The 14,073-nt window shown below is 33.6% G+C and carries 12 protein-coding genes and 1 riboswitch; of the genes, 11 read left to right on the forward strand and 1 reads right to left on the reverse strand.

The annotated features are described in order from the left end of the window. Positions 1 to 362: 362 nt before the first annotated feature. From K332_RS0118795 to K332_RS0118830, 8 genes are all read left to right on the forward strand, one after another. On the forward strand, positions 363 to 932 hold the full coding sequence (locus tag K332_RS0118795; protein ID WP_026908863.1) for a Uma2 family endonuclease: 570 nt from the start codon (positions 363 to 365) through the stop codon (positions 930 to 932). A gap of 619 nt (positions 933 to 1,551) precedes the next feature. Beyond that, a complete protein-coding gene (locus K332_RS0118800; RefSeq protein ID WP_026908864.1) occupies positions 1,552 to 2,613 on the forward strand; it encodes an ABC transporter ATP-binding protein in 1,062 nt (353 codons plus the stop codon). Positions 2,614 to 2,651: 38 nt separating this feature from the next. Next, positions 2,652 to 3,716: an ABC transporter substrate-binding protein gene (locus tag K332_RS0118805; protein WP_026908865.1), complete on the forward strand. Its 1,065-nt coding sequence runs from the start codon at positions 2,652 to 2,654 to the stop codon at positions 3,714 to 3,716. Between the two features lie 97 nt (positions 3,717 to 3,813). Then, a complete protein-coding gene (locus K332_RS0118810) occupies positions 3,814 to 4,599 on the forward strand; it encodes an ABC transporter permease (RefSeq protein WP_026908866.1) in 786 nt (261 codons plus the stop codon). Then, the gene (locus K332_RS0118815) at positions 4,596 to 5,447 is read left to right on the forward strand and encodes an ABC transporter permease (RefSeq protein WP_051359534.1); all 852 of its coding nucleotides are present in this window, start codon (positions 4,596 to 4,598) and stop codon (positions 5,445 to 5,447) included. The genes K332_RS0118810 and K332_RS0118815 overlap by 4 nt, the downstream gene beginning before the upstream one ends. A 138-nt stretch (positions 5,448 to 5,585) precedes the next feature. Then, positions 5,586 to 5,670: riboswitch (cyclic di-GMP riboswitch) on the forward strand. Positions 5,671 to 5,724: 54 nt separating this feature from the next. Further along, positions 5,725 to 6,288: a PilZ domain-containing protein gene (locus tag K332_RS0118820; protein ID WP_026908868.1), complete on the forward strand. Its 564-nt coding sequence runs from the start codon at positions 5,725 to 5,727 to the stop codon at positions 6,286 to 6,288. A 228-nt stretch (positions 6,289 to 6,516) separates the two neighbouring features. Continuing rightward, complete coding sequence (locus K332_RS0118825) at positions 6,517 to 7,341, forward strand: flagellin N-terminal helical domain-containing protein (RefSeq protein WP_026908869.1); 825 nt, start codon at positions 6,517 to 6,519, stop codon at positions 7,339 to 7,341. 146 nt (positions 7,342 to 7,487) lie between these two features. Beyond that, the gene (locus K332_RS0118830) at positions 7,488 to 8,840 is read left to right on the forward strand and encodes an IS1182 family transposase (RefSeq protein ID WP_026908870.1); all 1,353 of its coding nucleotides are present in this window, start codon (positions 7,488 to 7,490) and stop codon (positions 8,838 to 8,840) included. Between the two features lie 170 nt (positions 8,841 to 9,010). On the opposite strand, the gene K332_RS0118835 is transcribed toward K332_RS0118830, so the two are convergent. Then, positions 9,011 to 10,273 carry a motility associated factor glycosyltransferase family protein gene (locus tag K332_RS0118835; protein WP_026908871.1) on the reverse strand — a complete coding sequence of 421 codons (1,263 nt, stop codon included), beginning with the start codon at positions 10,271 to 10,273 and terminating at the stop codon, positions 9,011 to 9,013. A gap of 175 nt (positions 10,274 to 10,448) precedes the next feature. Here K332_RS0118835 and K332_RS0118840 point away from each other — a divergent pair, with 175 nt between their 5' ends. Genes K332_RS0118840 through K332_RS0118850 form a run of 3 tightly spaced genes read left to right on the forward strand, consistent with a single transcriptional unit; the run spans position 10,449 to position 14,045 of the window. Continuing rightward, on the forward strand, positions 10,449 to 11,057 hold the full coding sequence (locus tag K332_RS0118840) for a hypothetical protein (protein ID WP_026908872.1): 609 nt from the start codon (positions 10,449 to 10,451) through the stop codon (positions 11,055 to 11,057). Further along, positions 11,047 to 12,906: a motility associated factor glycosyltransferase family protein gene (locus K332_RS22900; RefSeq protein ID WP_051359535.1), complete on the forward strand. Its 1,860-nt coding sequence runs from the start codon at positions 11,047 to 11,049 to the stop codon at positions 12,904 to 12,906. The genes K332_RS0118840 and K332_RS22900 overlap by 11 nt, the downstream gene beginning before the upstream one ends. Before the next feature lie 35 nt (positions 12,907 to 12,941). Beyond that, positions 12,942 to 14,045, forward strand: a complete 1,104-nt coding sequence (locus tag K332_RS0118850) for a DUF2920 family protein (RefSeq protein WP_026908873.1) — start codon at positions 12,942 to 12,944, stop codon at positions 14,043 to 14,045. Positions 14,046 to 14,073: the final 28 nt, after the last annotated feature.

Genomic DNA, 14,073 nt, shown 5'->3' on the forward strand with positions numbered 1-14,073 from the left:
TAGCGACTTTGACATTGATAGTAACGCTGATCGTCATTTTAAATAGAAAATAACCGCCCCCTGACCAAAGGATGTGGCGGTTATTTCCATCTTAGAATATACATAATGCTTTTCCCGAGGTCAACCGCTCTTTATGCGGTTTGTAGTTGCTAATTCCGAGTGGTAGCAGCCACTCGGTTTTCTTGATTTCATTATACCATATAACGGAATAAAATATAACTCAGACTTACTTTTGTGGTATGGATTATCTCATTAATAATTATAGTGATTGAAAAGCTTCTTTAATGAAGTATGTATTATAAAATATACAGATTAAATGTATAATAGTATTATGAACGGCAAGGGTTGAAAGGGGGATATTTGTGAGTTTTCCATTCGAGAAAAATATAACTCTAGATGAATTTTATAAAATAAGAGCGGAACATAATCAGTTACTTGAATTTATTGATGGGATTGTTTTTATGTCACCTTCCCCATCAACGATGCATCAAAGAATTTCAGGTCGTTTACACGCGAGCTTGTTTAACTTTTTAGAAGGAAAAGAATGTGAAGTATTTCATGCACCTTTTGATGTAGAACTGTCAAAAGAAAATAAAGAGGAGAAAAAAATTGTGATTCCAGACCTTTCCGTTATTTGTGATAAAGAAGGGTTGGATAATAATAAATACAATGGTGCTCCTACTATGATAGTTGAAATACTTAGCAGGTCTAACCAATCCCATGATTTGGTAACCAAACTGAATCTTTATATGGATTTTGGAGTGAAAGAGTATTGGATTGTGAATCCAATACTAAATACAATACAAATTTATACGTTAGACAATGATGGAAATTATCAACAATTGGATATATCCAAAGATAAAGGTATTGTACGATCAAGTGTTTTAAAAGGGTTTGAGGTTGATGTTGAGAAGCTTTTCTTATTACCTTGAATTTTTTTAAAGCCTATTAAAATATAGATTTTCATTACTGTGTGAAAAAAAATAGCAGAAGATATAGTTGGTAAAAGATAATAGGCTAAAGCTTTTTTAAAAGTATGGAATCATACTTTATTTTTTTGGCCCTATTACAGGATGCAATATGCTGCACTTTATCAGGAATAAAAAACTTCAATTAATTATAAAAAAACTATTGAATTACCAAACAAAAACTGCTATATTTTTTTTAGCGCAATTCGACTTAGATAGTGATATGTGCCTGATGATTTACATACATTAATGGGGAAAGGACAGAAAGCCTCTTTTTTATAAATTTTAGTTGATAGTAAGAGTAAATTATATAGTTTTTTAAAACAGTACGCACCCAACGGGTAAGGACAGTTTGCGTAAAGCAACTCCTTTGCCTGGTAGAGAAGGGTGTATTTTTAATGCCAAAAATTATGACTGACTGTCATTCTTTGCCAAGATGGATAGAAAATACAGGCTTAACGAATGGAATTTACGGGCATTTGTATAGTTACTAGCCTTAAGGAAAAAGTAAATGTTAGGCAAGTGAATCGTGTAGAGGGAGAGTTCCCCGTAAGTAATAGGAGGGATGTAGTTGGGTGTTCAGATGGTGCAATTAGAACATGTGACGAAAGAGTTTGATGAAGCAAATGTAGTGGATGATTTAAATTTAGACATTAGATCTGGGGAGTTTTTAACTTTGCTAGGTCCGTCTGGATGTGGGAAGACAACAACACTTCGAATGATTGCTGGTTTTGAAAAGCCAACATCAGGAAAGATTCTTCTTAATGGTAAGCAAGTAGATGATATGGAGCCGTACAAACGAGAAGTAAATACAGTATTCCAAAGCTATTCTCTTTTTCCACATATGAATGTGTTTGATAATGTAGCATTTGGATTAAAGATGAAAAAAGTAGGGAAAGAAGCGATTAAAGAGCGTGTGACCAAAGCACTTAAACTTGTACAGCTTGAAGAATACGGAAATCGTAAACCGAAGCAACTAAGTGGTGGACAGCAACAGCGTATCGCTATAGCCCGTGCAATTGTAAACAATCCAAAGGTTCTACTCTTGGATGAACCACTTGGAGCGCTAGACTTAAAGCTACGTAAACAAATGCAGCTTGAATTAAAGCACCTCCAACAAACATTGGAGATTACATTTATTTATGTAACCCACGATCAGGAAGAGGCACTAACCATGTCTGATAGAATCGTGGTCATGAACAAAGGAAAAATCGAGCAGATTGGTCTGCCTCGTGAAATATATGATAACCCAGAAACTAGATTTGTGGCTGACTTCATTGGTCAAACCAATATAATCGAAGGGACAGTCACTGCTATTCACGGTGACACTGCGACAATGGATTTCGCTGGTCAAAGCCTTGAAATCCCGAAGACGCAGGACATGGCATTAAACGAGGAGGTATTTATCTCGGTCCGTCCTGAAAAAATGCGAATGGACACTGTTCCGTTTGAAGGGGCTATTAATCTTAAAGGAACCTTCAAAGAAAAAATTTATGTTGGCTCCGTAACTAAAATCGTTGTAACAATGCCAAGTGGGAAAGAGCTTACGATTCATGAATCCCATGATAATATCGAGGAATTAACCAATACTAATGATGTTTACGTAAGTTGGAATACGAAAAACACAGTAGTTTTAAAAAAGTAATATAAAAAAGATAAAAAATGGATTGGAGATGGGAAGGATTGAAAAAGGTTCTTGTATTTGCACTTTTAAGTATGTTAATTGTATTTCTTGCAGCATGTGGATCGGATAATGATAATAATGCAGGTGGAGATAAGGAATTAAGTGATAAGCTTTATGTGTTTAACTTTAGTGAATACATTCCACAGGAAGTATTAGATGATTTTGAAAAAGAATTTGGGGTAGAGGTAGTTTATTCTACATATAACTCAAACCACGAAATGCTTACAAAAGTACAAAGTGGTACGGTTGCTTATGACCTTGTGTTTCCGTCTGACTATTATGTAAAGCAAATGGCAGATAATGACCTATTACAAGAAATAAACTTTGATAATATTCCAAACTACGAGAATATTGCGGACGCATGGCATGATATGCCGTTTGACCCTGAAAATAAATATTCTGTTCCATTTATGTATGGATATGATGGAATTGCCTATAACAAGGAATTTATAAAAGAAGCTCCTACTAGTTGGGAAGACCTTTGGAATCCAGAGTATGCTGGAAAAGTTCTTTTACTAGAAGAATCAAAGGAAGTATCCAATATGCTTCAACAGCTTCTTGGTAATGATATGAATAACCCAACGGAAGATCAACTAGAAGAAGGATTCGATAAATTAAAGGAATTAGTGCCAAATGTATTAGCCTTTGATGCAACACCGTCGGACCGGTTAGTTAGTGGGGAAGCATGGATTGCCCATGGCTATTCTGGTGCAGCTGCAACAGCTTGGTTAGAAAATGACAATATCGATTTCGTCCTACCTAAAGAGGGTGGCATTGTTTGGATGGATACGATGGTTATTCCAAAGACATCCAAGAACAAATATACAGCGGAAACTTTTATTAATTATATACTTCGTCCTGAAGTAAGCAAGCAGATTTCTGAATACATTCCTTATGGAAATCCGAATAAAGCTGCATTAGAGATTTTACCAGAAAACATTAAAAATAGTCCTGGATTGAACTTCCCTGATGAAGTTATCAAGCGTGCTGAGTGGAACTTACCACTTGATGCAGAACGTACACAAATAATGAACCGCTTGTTCCAGGAGTCAAAAGTAGAATAATTAAAGGGGGACAGTCCCTCACCACGTTAAAGCATTAATATGCCTAGACGCGTGAAGGACTGTCCCCTACAAGTATTTAGAAGGTAGGTGGAAAATGATGAGACCAAGAACGAAGAAGATTTTATTTTCGTTTTCCCTACTCGTCTTTTTATTCTTTTATATTCCAATTTTATTTGTAATCATATTTTCATTTAATGATTCTAAATTAGGTACGGTGTGGACTGGATTTACCCTTGACTGGTATGGATCTATATTCCAGAATAAACAGTTGATTAGTGCTACGATGAACAGCATCTATTTAGCGGTTATTACAACAATTATCTCGACTATTTTAGGGACGCTTGCAGCATTAGCACTGCATCGCTACACCTTTATTGGGAAAAAGTCCGTGGAGTTTCTATTTTATATTCCCGTAGTTATTCCTGATATTGTTGTTGCGGTGGCGCTACTTGCGATTTATGGATTATTGAATATGTCGCTTGGGCTTAATACGGCAGTTCCAGGACATGTGGCGATTACGATTTCTTATGTCATGTTGGTTGTGCTTGCTAGATTGTCTTCCTTTGATAATTCGTTGGAGGAAACGGCGAAGGATTTAGGGGCGAATGAATGGAAGACGTTCTGGAAGGTTACGTTCCCCTTGATTTTCCCAGGAATCATGGCTGGTGCCCTGCTAGCATTTACCATTTCACTTGATGAGTTCGTTATTTCCTTCTTTACATTAGGTCCAGGAGATAACACACTTCCAGTACTAGTCTACTCGATGGTTCGCCTAGGTGTATCACCTGAAGTTAATGTACTTTCTACTATTATAATAGCGATTATGTTTATTGTTGTATTTGTGGTTGGATTAAGAATGCGAAAAGGGGGAGATGCAAAATGATAAGAAATTTTAAAAAGGCCTATTTATTATTATCTCCAAGCCTATTTTGGCTAACTCTATTCTTAGTTATTCCGGTAGTCTTTATCGCAATTATCAGCTTTACAACCAATGGTGATTTTGGTGCGATTATCTACGAGTTTAGTACAAAAGCATATACGTCGGCATTTAGCTCTTTATATGCAAAAGTAATTTGGCAATCGGTTTGGTGGGCATTGCTTGCTACCGTAGTTTGTTTATTGGTTGCTTATCCATTCGCTTATTTCATTGCGAATGCTGGAAAGTGGAAAAATATATTACTATTACTTGTGATGGTTCCGTTTTGGACCAACTTATTGATTAGACTTTATGCTTGGATTATTCTATTAAATAATCAAGGTGTCGTTAATAATTTCTTAATGGACCTTGGATTTATCGAAGAACCATTACAGTTGATGTATTCTCCAGGTGGAGTCATCCTAGGATTGGTGTATGGATTCCTACCATTTATGATCTTGCCGATTTATTCTTCTATTGAACAGTTGGATAAAACATATTTAGATGCTGCGGAGGATTTAGGAGCAGGACCGGTGAGAACGTTCATCAATGTTACCTTACCATTAACGTTACCAGGAATTCTTGCAGGATTTATTATCACGTTTGTACCAGCGATTAGTGTGTTCGTCGTGACAGATTTATTCACTGGTGGAAAATTATTGATGGTTGGTAATGTGATTCGGGATGCGTTCTTAGTGGAGATGAACTGGCAACTTGGTGCGGCACTTTCACTACTACTTATGATTTTGGTGTTGCTGTCGTTGATGATTTTCATGCGGTTTACTAGTCGGAAGGATCGGAAGTTGTTGGTGTAATATTAGTGATGAAAAGCGTGCTTCGGCATGCTTTTTTCTTTGGGGAAAATTAATACTATGAAAAATTAATACTTTCTTATCAAATTTTGTCGAATTATGGAAAAACTTATAGTATAATAGAACTAAATATATATAGGTTTACCGAAAAGGCATACTTATTGAAAGGTAAGGACGCAAAGCCAAGGGCCTAAAGCACTATTGCTATGGCAGCCTAGCTACCGAAGAAAACTGGGACCTGACTTTTTCGGATACTAATTTGAGTTGGGAGGTGTATAGATTGGATTATAGGGAATGGACTTATATTCTTATAGCTGTTGTTTTTGTAATGATTTTGTTTTTATATTTTATTTTGAAGCGATTTTCTAGAACGTCGGATACTGAAAATGCAGTAGTTAAGGAAAATAGAGAGACGCCAAAGCACTCTAACTTTTCAGGGGTAGAGCTTAGAGCAAATTTCCGTGTTAACTTAAATGATGTACCATGCTTTGTTGAATTTCTTGATGTAGACAACGAGGAACTAAATCCTAAGTTTTTTAATGCGGTATTAAAGAATATTAGTGTTGGCGGTGTAAAGTTTGATTGTGATCATGAATATCCAATAGAGGATGACATGATGATTAAAGTACGATTTTCTTTGAAAGATAGTATGTTTATCTTAAAAGGAAGAATTGTAAGGAAGGAATTGTATCTGGATAGAAAGAGATTCGGATATGGTGTACAGTTTACGAGTTTGTTGGATGAGGATAAGGAATTGTTGTTTCATATTTTGAATCGGATTATGGTGGAGAAACGTGGGAAGACGGTGAAGAAAAGTTTGGTTGGGGAGGAGTCTGTGGTTTAGTGCCATGGGCTTTTTTGTTGTTTAAAAGCTAAGGAAATTGAGGTTTATTTCAAATTTCTACAAAAAAGAATAATTTTTTTAGAAAATGATTAAACATATTTTTTTCCTGCCGATATAATAAGTACAACATCAAAATGATGTAGTAAATGTTTTGGCCAAACATTTAGTAAGTGAGACACAAGGATGTGACTCACCATAAAAAACACATTACATGGAGGTAAGTAAATTATGATTATCAATCACAATATTTCTGCATTAAACGCACACCGTCAGTTAGGTGCTAACCAAGGAGCTACTCAAAACTCTTTAGAAAAACTATCTTCTGGTCTTCGTATCAACCGTGCTGGAGATGACGCTGCAGGTCTAGCAATCTCTGAAAAAATGCGTGGACAAATCAAAGGTTTAGAAATGGCTTCTAAAAATGCTCAAGATGGTATTTCGTTAATCCAAACTGCTGAAGGTGCTCTTAACGAAACTCATTCTATCCTACAACGTATGCGTGAACTAGCTGTACAGTCTTCAAACGATACTAACACTACTGGTGACCGTAAAGAACTTCAAAAAGAAGTGGATCAATTAGTATCAGAAATCGACAGAATTGCTAATAACACTGAATTCAACACTAAAAAATTACTTGAAGGTTCTTTAAGTGGAACTGCTAATGCATTAACTTTCCACGTTGGTGCTAACTCAGGTCAAGTGGTAACATTAGATATTAATTCTATGACTGCATCTGGTTTAGGTGTAAGTGGAATCAATATTTCTGGTCAAACTTCTGCTGATGATGCAATTTCAACTATTCAAACAGCTATTGATAAAGTTTCTTCTGAGCGTTCTAAACTTGGTGCTGTACAAAACCGTCTAGAACACACTATCAATAACTTAGGTACTTCTGCTGAGAACTTAACTGCTGCAGAATCACGTATCCGTGATGTTGATATGGCTAAAGAAATGATGGAATTCACTAAGAATAACATTCTTTCTCAAGCAGCTCAAGCTATGCTAGCACAAGCTAACCAACAACCACAAGGTGTACTACAACTTCTAAGATAATGATAAGTTATCTTGAAAAAAAGGATGTCCAATGGACATCCTCAGGCTGTCGAGAAACCCTCGATGGCCTTTTTTATATTCTAAATACTTCAACAATTTACCGCGTTAATTTGTTATAATATAAGTATTATAAAGGGGGCGCTGGTATGTTACAATCTCACAATAATAAACAAAATGAGTATGAATTTATTTGTATTGAAGAATTAGTTCCGGAAGATCATCAACTTCGAAAAGTTGATAAGTATATTGATTTTTCTTTTATTCTAGATATTGTACGACCATTTTATTGTGAGGATAATGGGAGACCCTCTATCGACCCTATTGTTCTATTTAAGATGATGTTTATTGGTTACCTCTATGGAATTAGATCAGAGCGGCAGTTAGAAAAGGAAATTAAAGTTAATGTGGCATACCGTTGGTTTCTAGGTTTGGGTCTTAAAAATCCTGTTCCTCATCATTCCACTATTAGTTGGAACCGCCAGAACCGTTTCAAAGGGACAACTATCTTTCAAGATGTATTTGATGAAATCGTTCGATTAGCACAATCACATCGCATGGTTGGTGGACGTGCCCTCATGACGGATTCAACCCATTTAAAAGCCAATGCGAATAAACGAAAATTTGAAAAAGAAACTGTAGAGGTTGAAACTAGATCTTACATAGAAGAGTTAGATAAGGCCATTGAAGAGGATCGAAAAGATCATGGAAAAAAGCCTCTAAAAAAGAAAGAGGAGGTGAAGGAAACTAAGGAGATTAAAGTGAGTACGACCGATTCGGAAAGTGGCTATATGTTTCGGGAAGGGAAACCAGAAGGATTTTTTTATTTAGACCACCGAACAACGGACTTAAAATATAATATTATAACGGATGTTCACGTCACTGCTGGAAATGTCCATGATTCTGTTCCATACCTAGAGCGTTTAGATCGCCAAAAAGAGCGTTTTAATTTCGATGTAGAAGCTGTTGCTTTAGATTCTGGTTATCTTACAGCCCCAATATGTAAAGGATTAGTTGAACGTAATATTTTCGGAGTTATTGGACATCGCAGATTTAAATCTTCAAAAGGATTAATGCCAAAATGGAAATTTAAATATAATGCTGAAACGGATAGTTATTCTTGTCCGAATGGAGAAACGCTAAAATATAGTACGACCGATCGTGATGGATATCGTCATTATAAATCTAATCCAAATATTTGTTCGACATGCCCTTTGTTAAGTGAATGCACAAAATCCCAAAATCACCAAAAAGTTATTACTCGTCATGTTTGGGAAGATTATAAAGAACAGATAAGGGACAATCGACTTTCTAAGTCAGGGAAAATGCTATACAAAAAGAGAAAAGAAACTATTGAGCGAAGCTTTGCAGACGGTAAAGAACTGCACGGACTTCGCTATTGCCGGTTACGGGGAAGGGAAAATGTTCAAGAGCAGGCGTTAATGACAGCCACCGCTCAGAACATCAAGAAGATTGCCAACCACCTAGCCAAGCTTGGCTAGGTGGTTGGGAGTCTTTTTGATTTAACAATAAAGCATAGAAAAGGGTTATTAATAGTTACTTTTCATCTAAAAAATAAGAGTGTAGAGAAAAACCAGGGGGTTTCTCTACACTCTGAGGATGTCCAATGGACATCCTTTTTTATGTTTATTGTTTATATAAATAAGTGCTATTACTTAACCATATTATAAAATTCCTTTAGGCTTATGTGCTTCCAATTATTAATATATGCGCCACCCTCTGTACAATTAATAAGCTCTAGTTCAGGGTGGGTTACAGCATAATCTTCAAACCACTTTTTATATATTGATAAATTTTTAGCTGTAGTAACTTCACCTGTTCGATAATAGTTTAGTGTTTTCAATACAGATGTATTATCTAAAACATTTCTTTGTGCATGAGAGTATTTTGCGTGACTTAGTCCATCTGTATATGCAAGATCTTGTCCAACTAATGCAATATCTTTCCCACCAAGATATAACATTAAGTCAAGTAAAGCAGTAGCAACAGACCCCCCACTTTGAATTATAGGATCTCCGTTTTTTCTAGCCAGTTCCTCTGCTTCAGGAAATCCTTCCTGCCACATGATATATTTGTCACCTTTGTGCTCATTAACTGTTTCATGATTAGTGGTGCTTAAGAAAAAGAATTCTGAATCCGGTAAAGATACACCTTTGAGTTGTTCTACGTTTCCTTGGTTTGGATCTATGATACAAAAAAAATCTGGAATAATATTATTTTCTAATAGTGGCTTTAATGCAGTACCTACAGAAGCTAATATGACTTTGTTCTCATCATGTATCTTTTTTAACAATGTCATCTGCTTATCTAGTGAGGGACCAGCTGAGATTAATATCATTGGCCTACCTTCATATATACCTCGTTTTTGTTTAATGCCCCTTATACCTAGGCTAGTGTTTTTAGAAAAATTTTCATTCATTATATCGATTTGATTCTTAATTGAATTCTTCTTAAACTGTATATCCTCCAGTATTTTTTTAACATTATCATATGCTTCGGGCATAATATCTAAGCCACTTTTGTGAATTACTAAATTGGAAGTATGCAGGGTAGAAAATAGATTCCTCTGTTTTTTTTTCGATAAATTCTCAAATAAGTGTATAGTCAAATTCTCTATTTCCATTAATTTTTTTTGAAAGGGACTCTTAATAAACCAATGATAGAATTCTGGGTTGAATTCTATTACAGTGATTGGAACTAATGGAAACATTTTTGCTAGTGTTATTATATGATAACCTGCTCCTATTCCAATTAATAATAGACTTGAAACATCCTTTATTGATGACTTTACATTATTACACCAGCCCTCTGCCTCACGAATAGGATCATATTTGCTATGAAAGAAATAGGATTTTTCATTATGTTTTACATTAATGGTAGGTACGGTTTTGGTTTCTATAATTGATATTTCCATTTAAATTTCTCCCTAGATTTTTATTAAAATTATATACTCTCTATTTCAATACAGCAAGTTGACAAAATATTTTACATGTATTTTCTGCTACATTAACTTTAGATATCTTTGGATATACCGATATTAAAGTATATAATGAATATACTTGTACACTCATGAATATTGGAGGCTAATTATGAAAGTTTTATATAAAGAGGATTATTTCGAGATGAAAAATAAAGACAATGCCATTGATTTTATTTTTACAAAAGCTAATCAAATAATGACCGAAGAGGGGAGGATCTTTAGTCATTTACTAATAGATGGAATTGAAGTCTATGAGAACCATGAAACGTATATCAACGAGCATGCAAATGAAATTATGATAATTGAAATTGTGACCAAAAAAATGGCTGATATAATTATTGATATTTCCTATTCAATACTTGAATATTTGGAACGTGCAATCCCATCAATTGAAGAATTAGTAAATAATAGTTATGAAAGCTTTTCACATGATACTTGGAATGGAATAAATGAGCTTGGTGAGGGTATGCAATTTATATTACAGTTTGCAACCTTAACTAGAACATCTAATCTAAAGCCGAAGAATTGGGATAAAATAGATGTCAATATAAATCAATGTGAAAGTGCATTTAAACAGTTATTAGACGCAATTGAAAGCAAGGATACTGTATTCATTTCAGATATATTATCATATGAAATTATCCCAGCTTATCAAGCATTAATTGGAGATTTATCTTCATTTATACAAAGTAAGGAGTTCAATAAATATGTTAATTAGTAATATTATGTTTCTGCGGGAAAATTATCCTGAGATTCGTAACTATTTCCGTGAACATGAAGATAAATTGAATTTAAATAATATTGAAGTATTAGATTCAAAATCAAATACCAAAACACTTAACTATCACACAACAGATAACGGAAAATTTATGGTTCATAGTGGTTATGATCCTATTAAGGAAGCTGAAAGAATTATCTCTACACATAAAGAGAAAATAGATAGTAACACACATGTTTTCTTTTATGGAGTTGGTTTGGGATATCATATACAAAAGTTTAAAGAAATGTTTCCAAACAATAGCTATTCCATATATGAACCGATTCCTGAAATATTCCTTACAATGGCAAATCTCGTAGATATAGAAGCTCTAAATAGTACTAAATTAAATAATATATATATTGATAGACATGATGTAGATAGTAGCTCTTTTCTAGAGGAATTTAAAGTTAGTAATACAAACATTCATATAATTATACTTCCAAGCTATGAAAACTTTGTTAAAGAGAGGGTTTCTGATTTTCATCAAAAAGTAAAGAACACGGTTCAGAGTAGAAGAACATATTTACAAACAAATATTAACTTCCAAAAACTATGGGTTAAGAATGGTATACAGAACTTTGAAACTGTACTAAATACTCCCAATGCATTAAGGGACATTAGTACTCAAGTATTTTCAGACAAACCAGCTATTATAGTTTCTGCAGGTCCGTCTTTGGCTGATGATATTGAGTATTTAAAAGTTATTAAAAATAAGAATTTGGCTTATATTTTTTCAGTTGGATCTGCGATAAATACATTAATTGAATATGATATAATGCCAGATGCTATATGCACATATGATCCTACTCCATATAACCATTTAGTATTTAGTAAATTAATTGAAAAGGGAAAAAACAATATCCCAATGATCTTTGGTTCAAGTGTGGAAAATGAAATTTTAAATACCTACAAAGGACCAAAAGTTCACTTTATAACTACACAGGATTCAACATCTAATTACTTCCTAGACGGTGAGTTTGATAAACACAATGAAATAATATTGGATTCACCATCAATTGCAGTTATCGCATTACAATTATTAATTAAACTTGGTTCCAACCCTATTATATTTGCTGGTCAAAATTTGGGGTATCACGACAATAGGATTTATTCTAAAGGGATAGAGTACGAACATATTAACTCGGAACTAGATGAAGCTACCCTTGAGAATGCATTAACCACAACAGATGTATATGGAAATATTATTAAAACAAATCGTGGATTTAACCTAATGCGTGAAAATATCGAACACTTTATTCGCCTCAATAAAAATAAGACTTTTATTAATACAACAAAAGGTGGAGCAGCAATAGAAGGTGTACCGTTTAAGCCAATCGAGGATGTTATAGATATTCTACTAAATACTACAATTGAAAAACAAACTTGGTGGGAAAGAGATAGTAGTTATGATAAGGTAAAAATCAATCAATCAGTAAACAAATTAAAAAGTAGTATAAATAGGTACTTAGAGATTACAAGTAAAATTAACGAAACACTTAATTCTTTAAATAATGCGATAAGATTAAAGAACTTTAATAAAATTGAAGAGGGTTTAATTTCGATAGAAAAAAATTATACCAATTTAAAAAATAATGATTACTTTTCTGATTTTCTTTCCTCTTATGTACGAGTTCAACTAGAATTTTTGGTGAATGAAATTAATTCAGTAAAACATGAAAAAGATTTATTTTCTAAAGGTGACAAGATTTATAGAGCATTTTCAGACTTTGTAAATCGCTGTAATCAAGGTCATGATGAGTTAATTATCGTTTTAAAAACATATTTAATCGATGAATTAAGTAAATAAGATTGTTTAATTTGCATTTAATAAGGAGAATAATCTTGGCAAAATCCAATCATATATCTATCCCTGCTCATTACAATATTTATAATGGTGAGCATAATAGACGGAACTTAGATATTTATTTTACTGAACCTGAAAGTGGAGTGAATAGTAATACAGGAATATTACTGCTTATACCGGGATTTGGTGGCAACTCTAACTCAAAGATTTATCAGAAAATGCGACTTCAATTTGCTGATAGCTATAACCTAATTGTAATACAATGTGATTACTTTGGGTCTGAATTTATGCAAGGTACTAGTAGGGTAAAACCGGATTACCATCTTAAAGATTTAGAGAGGATTCTTTCTAAGCAGGATTTTACTCAGGTTTTAAATAACCAAGATATTATGAATGTTATAAATGTACTAGCAAATTATCCATATACATTAGATGTTACAGAGATTCTAGATGAAAAAATATCTAATTTCAATGATATGGGTTGGATGCAGGCTATGGATCTTTTAACTGCAGTTTATGCAATTAAAGCCATATTGGCTGATAATAAACTAAAATTCAATCAAAATAAAGTGATAGCATATGGCCATTCACATGGGGCCTATCTCGGTTATCTTTGTAATAGATTAGCTCCCAATGAATTTTCTTTAATTATAGATAATTCAGCTTGGGTAAAACCACTTTATTTTAACCATTCAAGGTTCTTAATTCATTATTTTGGAGAGATGGCCTTAAAAGTAAAATTTGATTATCTTGCAAAGAATTTACAATATGATAAAGATATATTAGATTTAAACAACCTGTATCGGAACTTTGAAAATAACGCAATAATTTTATCCTATCACGGTATAGATGATGATTTAGTTAACATTAATACGAAGAAATGTTTTTGTGAAAGTGTTATTAATATGACACTCTTTCCAATTGGTGAGAAGGATTTAAACAAAGGGATATTCAAATCTACTAATCATGGTTTAACTGCTGATTTTATTAAACATTTCGATGATGTAATGAATGCTTTCTCTTTTTCTAAAGATAAGAAGGAGCATAAAAAATTCGAACATGTAATAATTAAACATAGAGAATCGGAATATGTTGTAGATTATAGTAGTGGATTACCTAGATTAACTTGTAATACCTTTTAAATTTATTATAAAAGCAGGGAAAAAGAGG

The sequence above is a fragment of the Paucisalibacillus globulus DSM 18846 genome, assembly GCF_000482485.1.
Taxonomy (GTDB): domain Bacteria; phylum Bacillota; class Bacilli; order Bacillales; family Amphibacillaceae; genus Ornithinibacillus; species Ornithinibacillus globulus.

Excerpts from the sequence above, each read along its gene's own strand:
- K332_RS22900 (WP_051359535.1), top strand. The coding sequence starts at position 11,047 with ATGTTAATTAGTAATATTATGTTTCTGCGGGAAAATTATCCTGAGATT.
- K332_RS0118810 (WP_026908866.1), top strand. The coding sequence starts at position 3,814 with ATGAGACCAAGAACGAAGAAGATTTTATTTTCGTTTTCCCTACTCGTC.
- K332_RS0118840 (WP_026908872.1), top strand. The coding sequence starts at position 10,449 with ATGAAAGTTTTATATAAAGAGGATTATTTCGAGATGAAAAATAAAGAC.
- K332_RS0118825 (WP_026908869.1), top strand. The coding sequence starts at position 6,517 with ATGATTATCAATCACAATATTTCTGCATTAAACGCACACCGTCAGTTA.
- K332_RS0118835 (WP_026908871.1), bottom strand. The coding sequence starts at position 10,273 with ATGGAAATATCAATTATAGAAACCAAAACCGTACCTACCATTAATGTA.
- K332_RS0118815 (WP_051359534.1), top strand. The coding sequence starts at position 4,596 with ATGATAAGAAATTTTAAAAAGGCCTATTTATTATTATCTCCAAGCCTA.
- K332_RS0118800 (WP_026908864.1), top strand. The coding sequence starts at position 1,552 with ATGGTGCAATTAGAACATGTGACGAAAGAGTTTGATGAAGCAAATGTA.
- K332_RS0118830 (WP_026908870.1), top strand. The coding sequence starts at position 7,488 with ATGTTACAATCTCACAATAATAAACAAAATGAGTATGAATTTATTTGT.